The following is a 17,218-nucleotide window of genomic DNA, read 5'->3' as shown; positions in this document are numbered from 1 at the left end:
TTTTATAGCAAAATAAATGGTAGACAATAATTTGTTATGTAAACCATATTGGTTTGTCTTGAAATTGTAATGTTGAGTCATTATACCTTATGATGAAAATAAGACTTGAAACAGGAAGGAAGGTAACGTTACACTGTAAACGTAAACCAAAGGGGGATTTTGGATGGATGATCAGCGTTTGAAGCAACTTTTGTCTGAAGCGAAGACCATCGCGGTCGTCGGTGTGTCCGACAACCCGAACAAGACGGCCAACCAGATTGCGGAGTATTTGCTTCGTGTCGGGTATACCGTCATCCCTGTCAACCCGATGCTCGAGGAGTGGAACGGCCGTAAGGCGTATCCGTCCGTCGAGAGCATCCCGGGTAGAATCGATATCGTCGACGTGTTCCGTCGCAGCGAATTTTTAGCGGGCGTCGCGGAAGATGCGGTACGACATGGGGATGTCGGGCTCGTCTTCAACCAGCTCGGTCTCTCAAGTGCTGAGGCGGAGCAAATCGTGCGTGACGCCGGGCTCGATTATATCGAGAACCGCTGCCTGTACGTGGAGCATGCTCGTCTACTCGGATAAGACCTACCTCCTTGGTAGGTCTCCTTTTTTTCAGCGATGGCTGACAAGGGAGGCTTGCCAGAATCGATGAACAGCTATACAATAGGAAAGAAAAACGAACGTGTGTTCGAAATTGAGGTGACTGCTATGTCAACAGATCTATTTAATTACAATGAAGACGCCATCCAGGTGCTCGAAGGACTCACGGCCGTGCGGAAACGACCGGGGATGTACATCGGGTCAACCGACCATCGCGGACTTCACCATCTCGTCTATGAGATCGTCGACAACGCGATCGATGAGGCGCTCGCTGGGTTCGGTGGTCAAATCGATGTGACGATTCATAAGGACGATGCCATCACGGTCCGTGACCACGGCCGCGGGATGCCGACAGGAATGCACGCCTCTGGAAAGCCTACCCCAGAAGTCATTTTTACGGTCCTTCACGCTGGAGGAAAGTTCGGACAAGGCGGATACAAGACGTCTGGTGGACTCCACGGCGTCGGTGCTTCGGTCGTCAACGCCCTATCAAGCAAGGTCGTCGTGACGATTTATCGTGACGGAAAAGTGTTCGAACAGACCTTTGCAGACGGCGGTGTGCCTCAAACGACACTGATTGAGACAGGCAAGACACGCCAAACCGGCACGAGTGTCTATTTCAAACCGGATGCGACCATCTTCTCAACGACGACGTATAACTATGACACGCTCGCCGAACGCCTCCGTGAATCGGCTTTCCTCTTAAAAGGATTGACGATTACGCTCACTGATGAGCGTACGGAGAAGCAAGAGACGTTCCATTACGAGGAAGGGATTGCCGAGTTCGTCCAATACTTGAACGACGACAAGGCGACACTCCACCCAATCGTCTATTTCGAAGGGGTCGAGAATGAGATCGAGATCGAACTCGCGTTTCAGTTCACAGACGCCTATTCCGAAAATGTGCTCTCGTTCGTCAACAACGTCCGGACACGCGATGGTGGAACGCACGAGGTCGGTGCCAAGACGGCGATGACCCGAATCATGAACGAATATGCACGGAAGAACGGTTTACTCAAAGAGAAAGATAAAAATCTCGACGGCGGCGACGTCCGTGAGGGACTCACGCTCATCGTGTCGGTCCGGATCCCGGAGGAATTCCTCCAGTTCGAGGGGCAGACGAAGTCGAAACTCGGGTCACCGGAGGCACGTGCGAGCGCTGACAGCGTCATGGCGAAACAGTTGACGATCTTCCTAGAAGAGAACCCTCAGATGGCGACGATGCTCATCAAGAAGGCGATTCGTGCGGCACAGGCTCGCGAGGCGGCCCGCAAGGCACGGGAAGAGGCCCGTAACGGGAAGAAAAAGAAACGCTCGAGCATCTTGAACGGAAAATTGACGCCTGCGACGTCAAAGAATGCTGCTAAGAACGAGCTCTTTCTCGTCGAGGGTGACTCGGCCGGTGGTTCAGCCAAACAAGGGCGGGACCGTACGTTCCAGGCTATCCTGCCGCTGCGCGGGAAGGTCATCAACTCGGAGAAGTCGAAACTCCAGGACATCATGAAAAACGAAGAGATCAACACGATCATCCATGCAATCGGCGCCGGGGTCGGTCACGATTTTGATTTGGACGACTGCAACTTCGACAAGGTCATCATCATGACGGATGCCGACACGGACGGTGCACACATCCAGGTTCTCCTCCTCACGTTCTTCTTCCGTTATATGCGACCGCTCGTCGAGGCGGGCCGCGTGTTCGTTGCCTTGCCACCGCTCTATCGCATCTCAAAAGGGAAAGGCAAGTCCGAACAGTTCGACTATGCCTGGGACGAAGAGGCACTCGAGAAGCTCGTCAAAGTGTATAAGAAAGGCTATATCCTCCAACGCTACAAAGGTCTTGGCGAGATGAACGCGGACCAGTTATGGGAGACGACGATGAACCCGGACACTCGTACACTCATCCGTGTCACAGTCGACGATGCGGCCGTTGCGGATAAGCGTGTGTCTGTCCTGATGGGCGACAATGTCACGCACCGTCGTGAATGGATTGAGGAGAACGTCGCCTTCGGACTCCAGGAAGATGATTCGATCATCGCCAATGAACATGTGACTAAAGCGATTGAGGAAGTGATGTAACGATGTCGACGATTCAACACATTTTAAACCTATCTCTCGAACAGGTCGTTGGAGACCGGTTCGGGCGTTACTCAAAATATATCATCCAAGACCGCGCCTTACCGGACGCACGTGACGGACTCAAGCCTGTACAGCGCCGGATTCTATATGCGATGCACCACGAGGGGAATACGAACGATAAGCCGTATCGGAAGTCTGCGAAGACGGTCGGGAACGTCATCGGGAACTATCACCCGCACGGTGACTCGTCCGTCTATGAGGCGATGGTACGTCTCTCGCAAGATTGGAAACTCCGGTATCCGCTCATCGACATGCATGGGAACAACGGATCGATGGATGGTGACCCGGCGGCGGCCATGCGTTACACGGAAGCCCGTCTCTCGAAGATTGCGGGTGTCATGTTGACGTCAATTTCGAAGAATACGGTCGATTACACGCCGAACTTTGACGATTCAACGGAAGAACCGCTCGTCTTGCCGTCGCTCCTCCCGAACCTGCTCATGAACGGAACGACAGGGATTTCAGCCGGTTATGCGACGGAGATCCCACCGCATAATTTGACAGAAGTCCTCAACCTTGCCATCGCACGTTTGAATGGCCAGGTCGATATCGCTAAAGATGCGCTCGAGTATGTCACAGGTCCTGACTTCCCGACCGGGGGGACGGTCATGGGTAAAGACGGTATCCTAAAGGCGTTCGAGACCGGTAAAGGGAAGGTCATCATCCGGGCGAAGTCCGAGATTGAGCAATTAAAAGGTGGCCGTGAACAGATCACGATCACAGAACTTCCGTATGAAGTGAATAAGGCGAACCTCGTCAAAAAAATGGAAGAGCTCCGCCTCGATAAAAAGGTCGAAGGCGTCGCAGAAGTCCGTGACGAAACAGATCGGACGGGACTTCGGGTCGTCATCGAATTGAAGAAAGAGGCCGACGCAGAAGGTGTGCTTCACTTCTTTTTGAAGCATACGGACCTACAGCTCGCCTATAACTATAATATGGTCTCGATCGTGAACCGGACGCCGAAGCAGATGGGAATCATCCCAATCATCGATGCCTATTTGAAGCATGTCGAAGAGGTCGTGACGCGCAGGACGACGTTCGAACTCGAGCAGGCGAAGAAACGTGCTGAAATCGTCGATGCCTTAGAACAAGCCATCTCGGTCCTCGATGAGACACTCGAATTGATCCGTTCCGCCAAAGACAAGGCGGACGCGAAGAAGAAACTGATGGAGCGGTTCTCATTCACGGAACGACAAGCCGAAGCCGTCGTCATGCTCCAATTGTATCGACTCACGAATACGGACATCGTCGAGTTGCAAAAAGAAGCAAAGGCGCTCCAAAAAGAGATTGCCCGCCTCTCAAACATCCTCGACGTGGACGCGACAAAACGGAAGTTGATCGTGAAAGAACTTACGGCATTGCGTGACGAGTTCGGAGATGACCGTCGTTCGGTCATCGAGTCGGAAGTTGAGGAATTAAAACTGAAGACGGAAGTTATGATTGCTGTCGAAGAGACGATGGTATTCGTCAGCCGTGACGGGTACGTCAAACGTGCCTCGATGCGTTCGTATGGAGCGTCGAGTGACGTTTTACCGGAGATGAAAGAAAAGGATCGTCCACTCCTTACGACTCAAGCCATGACGACGGACCACTTGCTCGTCTGGACGAACAAGGGCAGCTACCTCCTCATCCCGATCCATCAGATTCCAGAATCGAAGTGGAAGGATGCCGGACAACACGTGGCCAACCTCGTTCCGATTGAAGGGGAACAGGTTATCTCGGCAGACGTCGTCTCGACGTTTGATACGGACGCCCATTGCCTCTTCGTGACGAAAGACGGGATGGTCAAACGTACACCGTTACGCGACTACGACGCGCAGCGGAAATCGAAACCACTCATGGCCTTGAAGCTGAAAGGTGACGACGAGGTCGTCTTCGCCGGGATCAGTGACGGTCCAGGGCAGTTGTTCCTTGTTTCAGAGCGTGGATACGGGCTCTGGTTCAAAGAGGATGATGTCCCTGTCGTCGGACAGCGGGCAGCCGGTGTGAAGGCGATGAACCTGAAAGACGGTGACCTCGTCGCCGATGCCTTCTCCTTCTTCACGCCACCATTATTCGTTCTCGTGACGCAACGGGGAGCGGTCAAGAAGATGAAGCTCGAGGACCAGTTCGACTGTACGAACCGCAACCTTCGGGGGACGATGCTCATTCGTGAGGTCAAATCAAAACCGCACCAAATCCGTCGTGTGCTTCCGGTACATGGGGATGAGACGCTTCATATCGTCGGAAAAGAAAAAGCAAAACAAGTAAAGACAAAAACCCTTACGCTACTTGATCGCTATGCCAACGGCTCGTTCGTCTTTGACGAAGACTCGTTCGGTGAAATCGAGGACGTGTATCTCGATTAATCAAAAGACCTGTGATTTGGCTGATTCGCCGTTCACAGGTCTTTTTGTCGTAGCCATGTCTCTAGATCGTGTTGTTGTCGTCGATGGTGCAGCGTGTGCATCTCGATGAGGTTGAACCATTCTCTCGCATTCAGCCAGCCGAACCCACCGTGAAGCGTCTTTCGATTGTCATCTGCATCGTTCAAACGGGATTCCAACGTATCCATCTTTGAGATTAAGATGGTCATGCGTTCTCGCAATCGATCTTTCGAGTCAGTATTGTTCGGTGGTTGATTCATCTCAGGTGGGAGCTCGATTTTTATCGGTGGAAAGTCTCCCCGTTCGAACAACTTTTCTCCAAAAGACGTCTTCTCTCCACCGAGTTCACCCTCACCACGTAGGCAGCGGTCGGCCTCTTCTAAATACTCCTCTGCGACCAAAATGAGATGGTCAAACATTTGTCCAATGGACCAGATGCTCGGGGCATGCTTGTATCGCAAGTCGGACATGGTATAACGTGCGAGATCTTTTCTGAATCTGATTAATTCATAGCGTATCCTCAACATCTCACCTCCATTTTCTTTTAGTATACGTGATTGAAAACTGATGTCAGAGAATGTGAGTTCTGAAAAGGAAGAATGCATCGATTTGCCGAAAAAGACATGTAGGACAAAAGATAGGGGGATCTATATGTCTCAATGGCTTACGTGGGCGAAACGGATTCAGGCGCTGTCTCAGGCCGGTCTGACGTTCACGCGTGATCAATATGACCGAGAACGGTACGAAGAATTACTAGAAATCGTAAGAGAGATGTATGAACGGCACTCGGACTTATCGAACGAGGCTATCTTACAACTCGTTCATGTGGACGGTTATCCGACTCCGAAACTTGATGTGCGAGGCGTCATCTTCAAAGATGACCGAATCCTGCTCGTGAAGGAGCGGTCAGATGGGTTGTGGACCTTACCCGGCGGTTTCTGTGAAGTGAATCGCTCTCCTGCCTCGAATATCATCAAAGAAGTAGAGGAAGAGGCTGGCCTGGATGTGATTCCAGTACGGTTGCTCGCCTTGTTCGATATGCATGAACATCCACACCCACCTCTCTCGGAGCATTATTACAAACTTTTCATCGAGTGTGCACTGATTGGTGACGGGGAGGGGAGCGCCGGCGTGGAGACGAGTGACGTCGGTTTCTTTGAACGAGACGATTTACCTGAGCTCTCCCTTGCCCGAAATACGATCGAACAGATTCATATGTGCTTTGACGCGCATTGGCAAGAAGAAGACTGGACCACTTTATTCGACTAGGAGGCTCAATGATGCAAGTAAGACGATATGGACATATCCATCAACTGACCTTTTACGCTCCCGTACTGCCAATCAACGTTCAACTGTTTGAGCATGAGCTCGGACTCGTCTTGATCGACACGGCGCTGGAGCGGAACGCGACTGATATTCTGTCGTATATCGCCGAGCTAGACAAGCCACTCCTCGCGATATTGTTAACGCATGCTCATGGGGATCATGTCGGTGGGGTGGACACCATCAAAGCAGAGCATCCGCTCGCTGAACTCTTCATCTCCCGACGTGATGCCCGCCTCTTATCGGGAGATCGGTCGCTAGAGGAAGAAGAGCTGAACAAGATTCGTGGTTCTTTGCCGACGATTCGTTCTACACCGGATGCGGTACTAGATATTGGTGAGCGGTTATTCGGTTTACGTGTCCTCGATGCAGCGGGTCATACACCAGGGTCGATTGCGTACTATGACGAGGTAAATCGGGTATTATTTGCAGGTGACGCTTTTCAAACTCAGGGAGGGGCAGCGGTGGCGGGAGATGTTCGGCCGTTATTCCCATTACCAGGACTCGCGACATGGAATCGGTCCGTTGCCGTCGAGAGCGCGGAGCGCCTAGTGGACTTGTCACCACTCCTTACCTTCGTAGGGCATGGTCCGCCACTCAAAGGGACACACCGGCTCTATTTGGCGTTGAAACGGGCGAAACGGAAGCAGGCGAGAAAGTTTATCCGTTAACGGGAGGGTTGCACCATGCAGCTGAAAGAAGTTGCCATTCATCAATTTGAGCAAGCCCAACAGATGCTCGAGATTCAACGTAACGCTTATGCGGTCGAAGCGGAACTGCTCGGGTTTGACGAAATCCCGGCGCGCTATGAGACGATTGATGTCATTCAAAACTTACCAGGCACGAGTTATGGCTTATATATCGAGGATCGGTTGATTGGGTTTGTCACGGTGGAAGCATCTGAGAAAACTGTTGAAATCACGAAACTATGTATCGACCCGACATACTTTCGGGCGAGACTGGCGACGACGTTACTCGAACACATATTGAGCATTCACAAGGGAAAGTTGATTTACGTGCATACGGGCAAACATAACGGACCGGCGAAGCGTCTGTATACGAAACTTGGATTTGAACCGAGTGCCGAATTCGAACCAGAACATGGCGTCACGTTGATTCGGTATACGCATACGTCTTAAATTCAAATCTCATCTCACTATCATAAGTATACTAAGATAATGAGATGAGTTCTTATTTTTACTGATAATATATGTTATGTAAACTAGTAAAAAATAGAGCAAAAAATTGCTCTAACTGAAGTTCCCTATTCCTTAAAAATCTTATACCAGAACAAGGTCAATTCAATTTGTGGATTTGCATATTGTTTTGTTGAATCGACGCCTCCAAGTTGAAATCCCTGTCTTTCATAGAAACGACAAGCAATGAGATTATCGTTCTGAGCTTCAAGCGACAAACCAATCATCCGTTTCTCTTTTGCCCACTGTTCGGCTGTTTCGATCAACATTTGTCCAATCCCACGCTTACGATATATTTGACGGATCGCGATATTTTCAATGTATGCAAAGCGACTCCAATCCTTCACGAGTCTTATTTGTCCGACACATTCATCAGCGTCCATCGCTAAAAAGACGATACGATTGTCATGTTCAATATACTGCGTCCAATCAATCCGGTCTTCTGGAAATGAGGTTTCTTTCGTCACGACATCTAGCTCTTCAACATAAGACCATTGACCGTTTATGTAACTGGGAACTATCCGTCCGATGATTGGAAAAGGATCATTTGCATCATTCACAATGTGAATATGCGCCTCATCTAGGACTCTGATTCGAATCATACTCATCCGCTCCGCCTCCTATATTGCGTATTAGTTCTTCATTCATCTCATTTTACTTTCCAGCATGAAATATAAGGTTCATTGATTCTGTCTCACTTTAATTTTACTTCTGTATCATTGTTGTGAATTTAGCATTCATCGGAATGATAACGCTTTATGAATAAACGTTTCAAATTTTAAATTCACCTGTTTAAACTGTGTTTCACAGTTGCTAGACCGCTGAAGTCATGCTATTTTTAGACAGATGAACCATCTTAAGGAGGAATTCTTGTGAAACGAACGACTAAAGGTTTGGCAGCAACTCTATTTTTAGCAATCCCACTTGCCGCTTGTGGTGATGATAGCACGAATCAAGCAGATACGACACGCTGGGAAGAGATTCAAGAAGAAGGCACATTGACAGTCGGAACTGCCGGCACCCTCTACCCCGCTTCTTTCCGTGAAGAAGAGAGCGATACGTTGACAGGTTTCGATGTCGAACTCATGAAAGAAGTCGCCAAACGCCTTGATCTCGAAATCGAGTTCAAAGAAATGGCATTTGACAACATGTTAACGAGTGTTCAGAACGGTCAAATCGACATCGCTGCAAATGATATCTCGGTAACAGAAGACCGTAAAGAGAAGTTTGCCTTCTCAAAACCGTATAAATACACTTACGGGACTGCAATCGTTCGCAAGAGCGACCTCTCTGGAATTGAATCACTCGAGGATTTGAAAGGCAAGAAAGCCGCTGGTGAAGCGACGACTGTCTTCATGGATGTGGCTCGAGAGTATGGAGCAGAAGAAGTCATCTATGACAACGCCACGAACGATCAGTACTTGCGCGACGTTTCAACGGGACGGACCGATGTCATCTTGAACGACTATTATCTTCAAACGTTGGCACTTGCTTTCTTCCCTGAGTTCGATATCACGATTCATCCGGATATCGCCTATAACCCGCAAGAAGTAGCATTTTTGATGGATAAAGAAAATGACGAGCTCCAGGAGAACATCGACCGTGTACTAGATGAAATGCTTGAAGATGGTACAGTCAAAGAACTATCTGAGCAATTCTATAATGGTGCCGATGTTTCGGTAGAACCTGACGTAGACGCAACAATCGTCGAAACGAAGTAATGTTGGCATGTCGTTCTCAGATGTCAAATGGGACGCCATCTTTGACGTAGACCTGGCGATCCAATCGTTTCCTTACCTGTTGGGCGGGTTACCGAATACGCTTTGGATCTCGTTCATCAGCATGTTTTTTGGTCTCCTGCTTGGTCTTTTGTTGGCGCTCGGGAAGTTGTCTCCGACACGACTCCTTCGCTATCCGTCGACTTTCTATATCTCGTTCATGCGCGGAGTCCCCATCTTGATCATTCTGTTCATCCTCTATTCGGGATTCCCGTTCATCGGAATCGAGTTCGCCGCTTTGACGGCAGCCATTCTCGGATTTAGTCTGAATTCTGCCGCCTATATCGCTGAGATCATCCGCTCCTCGATTCGCGCGGTCGATGACGGACAGGTTGAGGCGGCTCGTTCACTCGGGATGGGGAAATGGTTGACATTGAAGGGGGTCGTCCTACCGCAGGCGACACGGATCGCCCTTCCGCCGCTCTCGAACGTTTTTCTCGATCTGATTAAAGCGAGTTCGCTCGCTGCGATGATCACGGTCCCTGAGATATTTAACAAGGCCAAGATCGTCGGTGGACGAGAGTTCGACTACATGACAGTGTATATCGTCGTGGCGTTGATCTACTGGGCAATCTGTACGTTCATGTCCTTTTTCCAAGAATGGCTCGAACGTCATTTTGAACGATACTTGGATTCTCCAAAACGTTGACTGACTGGCTTATGCCGGTCGGTCTTTTTTAGTGAAATGGATTTTTGATACATCTCCTGAACCGATTATGCTATGATTTTCTTAATTATCAGAAAAATATAGGGGGATTTTGAATGAACCATCCATGGGTTTCACATTTGAATGATCAAGTCATTGGTCAATCGAAAGCCATCAAGCTCGCTTCGATTGCATTACTATCAGGAGGTCACGTTTTACTCGAGGACCGTCCCGGTACGGGGAAGACTACACTTGCCCGTAGTTTGGCAAGTTCGATATCAGCGACATTTCAGCGTGTACAGTGTACCCCGGATACATTGCCAAGTGATATTTTAGGAATGGAGTTATTCAATCCGACGACCGGAGCGTTCGAACGTCGGACGGGTCCGATTTTCACATCGATTCTACTTGTCGATGAGATTAACCGGACGACGCCACGTACACAATCTGCGTTGCTTGAGGCGATGCAGGAACGTCAAGTGACACTCGGGGAAGTGTCGCTCAAGCTACCGGAACCATTCTTTATGATTGCCACTCAAAACCCATTCGATGGACAAGGGACGTTTCCGCTCCCGCAGGCTCAATTGGACCGTTTCTTATTCAAATTGACACTTGCTCCCCTCTCGCGAGATTCCGAACGACGACTGATTCGCAATGAGCACCTCGCTTCAGAATCTTTCTCTCTGCAACAGGACGAATTGTTGAAGATGCAACAAGAGGTACGAGATGTCCGATTCCACGAGGCGATGGAGGATTACTTGCTTGATTTGATGGAGTCGCTTCGTCATCATCGTGACATCGAGGTTGGACCAAGTCCACGAGCGACGCTCGCGTATACGATGGCGGCTCGGGCTCATGCCTATATGGAAGGACGCGACTATGTCTCGCCGGAAGATATTCGGGCACTCGCGCTTCCGATTTTAGGGCATCGAATCGTCTTGACGGTCGAAGCGTCGCTGAAGACGAAGCCGTCAAAGTTGATCAAATCTGTACTCGAGACCATTCCGGTCCCCTCAGAGGTGTAAGATGCAGTTAGTCAGCCCACGCTATCTCGAGTCCGGCTATATGTGGCTCCTGTTCGTCGTCGGGGTCTTCACGGCACTTTATGGGAACGTCTTGATTGCCAGTCTATTGATTGGATTCAGTCTCTATGCACTGGTCATGCCATCTTTTATGTTTCGATTGGCAGAACAAATCCATGTCGACCTCACTGAGGAGATGAAACTCTTTCCGAACGACGAGGCCGTCTATGTCTTGAAACTTGTGTCGACGGCAAAAGTCCCGCTTGGCGTTGTCCGCCTATCCGGCTATTTGCATCCGACCGTGGAATCAGAAGGACATGCGTTTTGGCGGCAGGAAAACTTTGTCGAGACGAATGCGACTGTCGACTTCACAATCCCGCTCCATGCGAAGAAGCGAGGTCCTATCCGCCTTGAGGCTATCGGGATGGAAATTCGGGATCCGTTACGCATGTTCTCGCTCTATAAAGAGGACTCACTCCCACGCATCGGCTATGTCTTCCCAGAGTTTTCGCCCTATCCGATTCCGAAACGTCCCCCTACTCTCCCAGGTGAGGAGATGGTTCGTCATAGTGCCTATCGTGACCCGGAGACGTTCCAATCGGTCACTCCATATCATGGGCAACCGATGCGACAGCTATATTGGTCTGCCTATGCGAAGACGGGCGAACTGCTGGCCCGTACCGAGCAACCGGTACAAGCAAATGAATATGTCATCGTCCTCGACTTGTTGACGAAGGATGGGCGTGCCCTCACCTATCAGATGGAGCGCCTCATCTCGCAAGCTGCCGCATTATGCCGTGATTTCGAGAAAGAAAATGCGAGTTACGGTCTGATTGTCCCGACGCTTACGAAGGATGGAATCACGTATGACCTTCAACCGGGAAGTGGTGAGGTACATTTTCGGAAGATTATGACGACGTTCGCTTGTCTGTCCGAGAGTGATTTTCCGCTTGCTCGCTCCTTGTTTGAGCGAAAGGTCGCCAAATACAGTGGGAATCAGTCGATTCTCCGCTTGGGGGGTGACGGTCAATGAGATGGTTATGGTGGGTCTTCGCAGCATTTTACATCGGGCACGTGTTTCCATTGCTCTTATTATTGACACTTCGTCTCCCTCGGAATACACAACTGATTGTACAGACGTTCCTGAGCGTCGGTGCCCTTTATTTCTCTTATGAGATGAGTATTATGCTTTTGATTTTCACATACGTTCATGCCTTCATACGGACGTTGGATTGGACGGACCGTTACGCGATGGCGAGCGTATTGTTTTTGGTGGCGGACTGGTTATTCCCCCCGGCATCGCAATCGCTCGCGATGGTGCTCTTTCCGTTCATCTTTTTGATTTGGCAACGAAACCTGTATTACCGTCGCGACTACAAGCGGATGGTGACGATGTTGACCGTCGGCCTAGGCATCGGGCTGATTGTCTCTCTCATCATTCGTACGATTAAAGAGCTATTGTTTGGTAATGTCGTCGCCTGGATCACTCCATTCTTTTTGTGGATCGGGAGCTGGTTTGATGGAATCGTACTCGACCCGAATGATCGCGTAAACCGCTTCCTCGTACCGGATAACCCGAACCTAGATGCGGAGACAGTGGCGCAAGAGACATTGCTCGCGTCCGCATCGAATAACTCGCTGTTCTATATCGGAGTGTTTGTAATGATCTTGCTTTTTGGGGTAGGATTGTTCTTCTATCTGCAGAAACGAAAAGACATCCAGGAAGATGGAATGATTCCTAGGAGTATTCACCACCCGACACTCTCAGATAAGCGGATCGTCCGCTCGCCTCGCCAGATTCGCCTTCTTGAGACGGGACGAAAGTTAGAACAGCATCACCCACGTCATCGAGAGGAGACGGTGGCTGATTGGTTGCAGCGAATCGAGTTCACGGACCACAGGCTTTATGCAGATTGGTTAGAGGCCGCAGAGTATGGGGACAAGGAAGCGCCACAAGCAATCAGTGATTCATTCGAACGACTCGTTGAACAAGTGAATAAACGCTAAAAAACATCCGGCAGAGGAGTTCCTTCTGACCGGATGTTTTTCATTATAAAATTGGACTGAGAAGGCGGGACACGCTCTCTTTGAAGCGAATCCAACGTGTCCTCGATTCATATCGTTCGATGGTTAGCCGCTCAGCGCGTGCCTCGTCTCGCTCGAACGCATCGATGACGGACTGAGCGACGTCTTTGTCGAAGACGAGCGCTGAAATTTCAAAGTTGAGGCGGAAACTTCGGGCGTCGATGTTCGTCGTCCCAATTGATGCGACTTCTCCGTCGATGACGAGCGTTTTCGCATGAAGGAAACCTTCCTCATACGTGAACACTTCTGCTCCGTAACGTACGAGCTCCGCAGCGTTTGCATAGGTCGCCCAGTAGACAAACATATGGTCAGGCTTGTTCGGGATCATCAGTTTGATCTTAGTACCCGCCATCAGGGCGATTCGACAGGCATCAAGGAAACTTGCATCCGGGATGAAGTAGGGAGTCTGGATATAGATACATTCTTTCGACTGGGTGATCATTTTGACGAGCATATTCTTTAAATGCTCCGTCGACGAGTTTGGACCCGATGTCACGATTTGAACCGGGGACGCATGACGAGCAATCCCTTCGATTGGCCAAACAAAGTCGTCTTTCTGTGCCTTCGTTCGTGTCGGGACAGAGCGATTCCAATCCAGGATGAATCGTTCGAGCAATTCCTTAACGGCGTCGCCTGAAATTCGTAAGTGAACATCTCGCCAATAACCGAAATGCTCATCCTTTCCGAGATACTCATCCCCGACGTTGAAGCCGCCGATATAACCAAGTTCTCCGTCAACGACGCAGAGCTTTCGGTGATTTCGATTGTTGACGCGGAAGTTGATGCCGAGTTTGGACGGAAAGAACGATTTGACTTCCCCACCGTGGGCCAGCAGGTCCTTAAAGTGTTTGTGCCTCAGTCCCCTCGAGCCTACCGCATCGTAGAGGAGTCGGACACGTAATCCTTGTTTTGCCTTTTCGGTCAATAAGCGAATTAACGATTGACCCAGCGCGTCGTTTTGGATGATGTAATATTGAATGTTCACTTCTTTCGTCGCCTGTTCGATATCTCGAAACAGTTGATCAAACTTCTCTTTTCCGTCGTGAAGGACGTCGATATCGTTCTGGAAAGACATCATCGCATTCGTCGATACGAGATTCAATCGTGCGAGTCGTCGGTGCTTCAATAGAAGTGGATGATTGAACGGTTCCATGGATTGGTCCAATTGGTCAAGTTGCTCCGCCACATGATGATGATACGCTTCACGTTTCTCTTCTTCGACCTCATAAAAGTTTTGAGATTTGATCAATCGACCGAAGAAGATGTAGACGAAGAATCCGATGAGAGGCAAGAAGAAGAGGACGAGTAACCACGCCCAAGTCGTTCCAATGTCACGCCTTTCAAAAAAGATAATGGTGATTGCAAACGTGAGGTTAAGCAATAAGATGAGCCAAGTCATGATGACGATAATGAGTCCGATAGTCACTTCCATGGTATCCCTCCCTTTCTTTCAATTCTTACCCGAAATCAGACAATCTTAGCAAATGTTTTTCCTGATTTGGGTATACATTAATGAAGAAGTGAAGAAACGGGGGGAAGCTTATGGAAGACATGATGATCGGGTTCAGCTTACTTGTCCTCATCGGTGCACTTTCGCAGTTACTCGCTTGGCGATTTGACTTCCCAGCCATCTTGATTATGACGGTTGCAGGGATTCTAGTCGGACCGATTTTCGGTTGGTTGGAGCCGGATCGGATACTCGGTGAGCTCTATAGCCCACTCATCTCCATCGCGGTGGCGCTCATCCTGTTTGAAGGAAGCCTCAGTCTCGAATTCAGGGAGATTGACGATTTGCGGAGATCAATCTTTCGTCTCGTCACGGTCGGGGTATTCGTTTCTTTTATCTTGACCTCGATTTTGCTCATCATGGTTGGAGATTTTCATTGGTTGCCAGCATTTACGCTCGGTGCCATCTTCGTCGTGACCGGACCGACCGTCATCATTCCGTTACTTCGACAAGCTAACTTGTCCGCTCGCCCAGCTAAAGTCTTGAAATGGGAAGGGATCATCGTCGATCCCCTTGGCGCCTTGATTGGACTCTTTGTCGTTCGAGTGGGATTCATCTTCTATCAAAACGACGGGCTCGCGAGCCACTTGCCATTTTTTTGGTCCTGTATCGTCGCCGTCGCCTTTGGGATCGCCGTTGGACATCTATTGATTCGTTTGTTCGGGAATGAGAAAGTCCCTGAATATTTAAGAACAACCCTCACGTTCTCTGGGGTCCTCCTCGTGTATTCAATCAGTGAATGGGTCATGAGCGAGGTCGGATTGTTGGCTGTAACGGCAATGGGATTGACGATGGCCAATTCAAAATATGGACATATGCATATTCTGAAACAGCTTCGTGAGTTTAAAGAGAACATTTCGATCTTACTGGTTTCGACAGTCTTCATCATTCTGACGGCAAGTTTGACACGTGATAGTTTACTCGCCATTTTCGATTGGCCTCTCCTCTTGTCGATTCTCGGAATCTTATTTTTTGTCCGACCGATCTCGGTGCAAACGTCGCTCCTCGGTTCTCCGCTATCCGCTCAAGAGCGGGCACTCATCAGCTGGATTGCCCCTCGAGGTATTGTTGCGATGACGGTGACCGGTTTCTTTGCACAAGAGATTGCCGAACTGGGAATTGAAGATGCGGAACGGATGTTGCCAATCACACTCGGTTTAGTCGTAACGTCTGTCGCCCTACATGGATTGACGATTAAAGCACTCGCGAAGCGACTCGGACTGACGAAAGTGAAGAATCCTTGGGAGAAGGTATAGACAAAAAAAGACACCGCCCGATGGCAGTGTCTTTGATCAGCTTGAATTAGTTCAAGACTTTGATTGTGATTGATTGGCGACCGAAAGCAAGTGCTTGCTCTTGTGTCGGCATCAAGATATCGATTTTGTTTCCTTTGATGGCACCACCAGTGTCTCCTGCGATGGCTTCTCCGTATCCTTCAACCCATACTTTAGAGCCGAGCGGAATGACAGAAGGGTCAACCGCGATGACTTTTTGGTTCGGGTTCGAACGAACGTCGATTCCTGTCGCTGTGATACCAGAACATCCTGCACAATATGGTGTATAAGCTGTCGCTTCAACTGTCATTGTCTGACCTGAAGCCGGAGCTTGGGTTTGCGTTGTAGACGATGCAGTTTTTGTTACAGGTGCTGATGTCGATGTCTTCGGTGCTGTTGTCTTCGCATCGTTCGCTACAGATGCAGCGGCTGCACCTTTCACGGCGAACTCTTGTCCAGGGAAAATAAGATCTGAATCAAGACCGTTCCAAGTCATCAATTGATTGACAGAGATCCCGTGGTTCAATGCGATACGATAAAGTGTATCACCTGATTTAACTGTATACGTTTTAGATGCAGTAGAAGCTTGTGATTTTGCTTCTGCCTTTCCAAGTTTCAAGACTTGGTTCGGATAAATCATATTTGAGTTTAAGCCGTTCGCTTGTTTGATGTCGTTTACAGAGACGTTGTTGTTCACGGCGATACGATAGAGTGTATCTCCAGACTGAACTGTGTGTGTTGATGCTGCCGAAGCTGGAGCAGCGACTCCTAAACTAAGGCCAGCGAGTGCCGTTAGTGTCAATAGTGGTTTTTTCATAAGAATATTCCTCCCTTTTCTAACGCCCCCTTACTGTAACACCTGTATATTTCACAGCGATTACAGGACGATATGAGAGTGTTATCAGTTCATTTACAGAACAATTCAAGTGGATGAGAGGTTTCTGAAAATTGTTTCAATCTATTGAAACGGCTTCACAGAGCCAATTTAAGATATACTAGAGAGAGAAAAAAGGAGGTTTTGGTCTTTGGAACTATTACTGCTATATTACATTGTGACTAATTTACTAGCGTTTGTGTCATATTTTGTCGATAAACGACGGTCTCGTGTCGGAGCTTGGCGTATTTCTGAGCGGACATTGTTGACGATGGCATGGATCGGTGGAGCGTTCGGTGCCTATTTGGCGATGCGCGTCTTTCGTCATAAGACGCTAAAACCGAAATTCCGAATCGGCGTGCCTGTTGCAATTCTCGTGCATGCTGCGTTTACCGGTTGGCTGATTTTTTAAACTATTATATAGA

General features: G+C 49.2%; 17 protein-coding genes. 13 read left to right on the top strand and 4 right to left on the bottom strand.

What is annotated here, in order from left to right:
• Nucleotides 1-163 precede the first annotated feature (163 nt).
• From F3H97_RS04835 to parC, 3 genes are all read left to right on the top strand, one after another.
• A complete protein-coding gene (locus F3H97_RS04835) occupies nt 164-568 on the top strand; it encodes a CoA-binding protein (protein ID WP_074037001.1) in 405 nt (134 codons plus the stop codon).
• A gap of 126 nt (nt 569-694) precedes the next feature.
• On the top strand, nt 695-2,662 hold the full coding sequence (parE, locus tag F3H97_RS04830) for a DNA topoisomerase IV subunit B (RefSeq protein ID WP_074037925.1): 1,968 nt from the start codon (nt 695-697) through the stop codon (nt 2,660-2,662).
• A gap of 2 nt (nt 2,663-2,664) precedes the next feature.
• Nucleotides 2,665-5,070: a DNA topoisomerase IV subunit A gene (parC, locus tag F3H97_RS04825; RefSeq protein ID WP_196430738.1), complete on the top strand. Its 2,406-nt coding sequence runs from the start codon at nt 2,665-2,667 to the stop codon at nt 5,068-5,070.
• A gap of 32 nt (nt 5,071-5,102) precedes the next feature.
• On the opposite strand, the gene F3H97_RS04820 is transcribed toward parC, so the two are convergent.
• Complete coding sequence (locus F3H97_RS04820) at nt 5,103-5,615, bottom strand: DinB family protein (RefSeq protein WP_196430737.1); 513 nt, start codon at nt 5,613-5,615, stop codon at nt 5,103-5,105.
• Between the two features lie 124 nt (nt 5,616-5,739).
• Between F3H97_RS04820 and F3H97_RS04815 the strand changes: the two genes are divergently transcribed.
• From F3H97_RS04815 to F3H97_RS04805, 3 genes are read left to right on the top strand one after another with little or no spacing between them, the layout of a single operon-like run.
• Nucleotides 5,740-6,357 carry an NUDIX hydrolase gene (locus F3H97_RS04815; protein ID WP_196430736.1) on the top strand — a complete coding sequence of 206 codons (618 nt, stop codon included), beginning with the start codon at nt 5,740-5,742 and terminating at the stop codon, nt 6,355-6,357.
• 11 nt (nt 6,358-6,368) lie between these two features.
• A complete protein-coding gene (locus tag F3H97_RS04810) occupies nt 6,369-7,082 on the top strand; it encodes an MBL fold metallo-hydrolase (RefSeq protein ID WP_196430735.1) in 714 nt (237 codons plus the stop codon).
• 15 nt (nt 7,083-7,097) lie between these two features.
• Nucleotides 7,098-7,550 carry a GNAT family N-acetyltransferase gene (locus tag F3H97_RS04805; RefSeq protein ID WP_196430734.1) on the top strand — a complete coding sequence of 151 codons (453 nt, stop codon included), beginning with the start codon at nt 7,098-7,100 and terminating at the stop codon, nt 7,548-7,550.
• 125 nt (nt 7,551-7,675) lie between these two features.
• Here the strand turns inward: F3H97_RS04805 and F3H97_RS04800 are convergent, their stop codons facing one another.
• Nucleotides 7,676-8,215: a GNAT family N-acetyltransferase gene (locus F3H97_RS04800; protein ID WP_196430733.1), complete on the bottom strand. Its 540-nt coding sequence runs from the start codon at nt 8,213-8,215 to the stop codon at nt 7,676-7,678.
• A gap of 264 nt (nt 8,216-8,479) precedes the next feature.
• On the opposite strand from F3H97_RS04800, the gene F3H97_RS04795 reads away from it, so the two are divergent.
• The 5 genes from F3H97_RS04795 to F3H97_RS04775 all read left to right on the top strand — a co-directional run bounded on the left by F3H97_RS04795 (nt 8,480) and on the right by F3H97_RS04775 (nt 13,060).
• Entirely contained in the window at nt 8,480-9,328 is an 849-nt protein-coding gene (locus F3H97_RS04795; protein WP_196430732.1) for a transporter substrate-binding domain-containing protein, read from the top strand.
• Between the two features lie 7 nt (nt 9,329-9,335).
• Nucleotides 9,336-10,034 (top strand): amino acid ABC transporter permease, encoded by a 699-nt coding sequence (locus F3H97_RS04790; RefSeq protein ID WP_074037007.1) that lies wholly within the window; start codon nt 9,336-9,338, stop codon nt 10,032-10,034.
• Nucleotides 10,035-10,147: 113 nt separating this feature from the next.
• Nucleotides 10,148-11,056, top strand: a complete 909-nt coding sequence (locus F3H97_RS04785) for an AAA family ATPase (RefSeq protein WP_012726321.1) — start codon at nt 10,148-10,150, stop codon at nt 11,054-11,056.
• A 1-nt stretch (nt 11,057) separates the two neighbouring features.
• A complete protein-coding gene (locus tag F3H97_RS04780) occupies nt 11,058-12,086 on the top strand; it encodes a DUF58 domain-containing protein (protein WP_012726320.1) in 1,029 nt (342 codons plus the stop codon).
• Nucleotides 12,083-13,060, top strand: a complete 978-nt coding sequence (locus tag F3H97_RS04775; RefSeq protein WP_196430731.1) for a hypothetical protein — start codon at nt 12,083-12,085, stop codon at nt 13,058-13,060. The genes F3H97_RS04780 and F3H97_RS04775 overlap by 4 nt, the downstream gene beginning before the upstream one ends.
• 43 nt (nt 13,061-13,103) lie before the next feature.
• Here the strand turns inward: F3H97_RS04775 and cls are convergent, their stop codons facing one another.
• Nucleotides 13,104-14,570: a cardiolipin synthase gene (gene cls, locus F3H97_RS04770; RefSeq protein ID WP_196430730.1), complete on the bottom strand. Its 1,467-nt coding sequence runs from the start codon at nt 14,568-14,570 to the stop codon at nt 13,104-13,106.
• Between the two features lie 110 nt (nt 14,571-14,680).
• Here cls and F3H97_RS04765 point away from each other — a divergent pair, with 110 nt between their 5' ends.
• Nucleotides 14,681-15,901 carry a cation:proton antiporter gene (locus F3H97_RS04765; RefSeq protein ID WP_196430729.1) on the top strand — a complete coding sequence of 407 codons (1,221 nt, stop codon included), beginning with the start codon at nt 14,681-14,683 and terminating at the stop codon, nt 15,899-15,901.
• 46 nt (nt 15,902-15,947) lie between these two features.
• Here F3H97_RS04765 and F3H97_RS04760 read toward each other — a convergent pair whose 3' ends face one another.
• A complete protein-coding gene (locus F3H97_RS04760) occupies nt 15,948-16,736 on the bottom strand; it encodes a LysM peptidoglycan-binding and 3D domain-containing protein (RefSeq protein ID WP_159562314.1) in 789 nt (262 codons plus the stop codon).
• Nucleotides 16,737-16,944: 208 nt separating this feature from the next.
• On the opposite strand from F3H97_RS04760, the gene F3H97_RS04755 reads away from it, so the two are divergent.
• Nucleotides 16,945-17,205 (top strand): DUF1294 domain-containing protein, encoded by a 261-nt coding sequence (locus tag F3H97_RS04755; RefSeq protein ID WP_159562313.1) that lies wholly within the window; start codon nt 16,945-16,947, stop codon nt 17,203-17,205.
• The last annotated feature ends 13 nt before the right edge of the window (nt 17,206-17,218 follow it).

Origin of the sequence: Exiguobacterium sp. SRB7LM, from assembly GCF_015712685.1 — a bacterium.
GTDB lineage: Bacteria > Bacillota > Bacilli > Exiguobacteriales > Exiguobacteriaceae > Exiguobacterium > Exiguobacterium profundum.
Note: the sequence above shows the minus strand (reverse complement) of the source record. Positions and strands in the feature narration are given on the sequence as shown.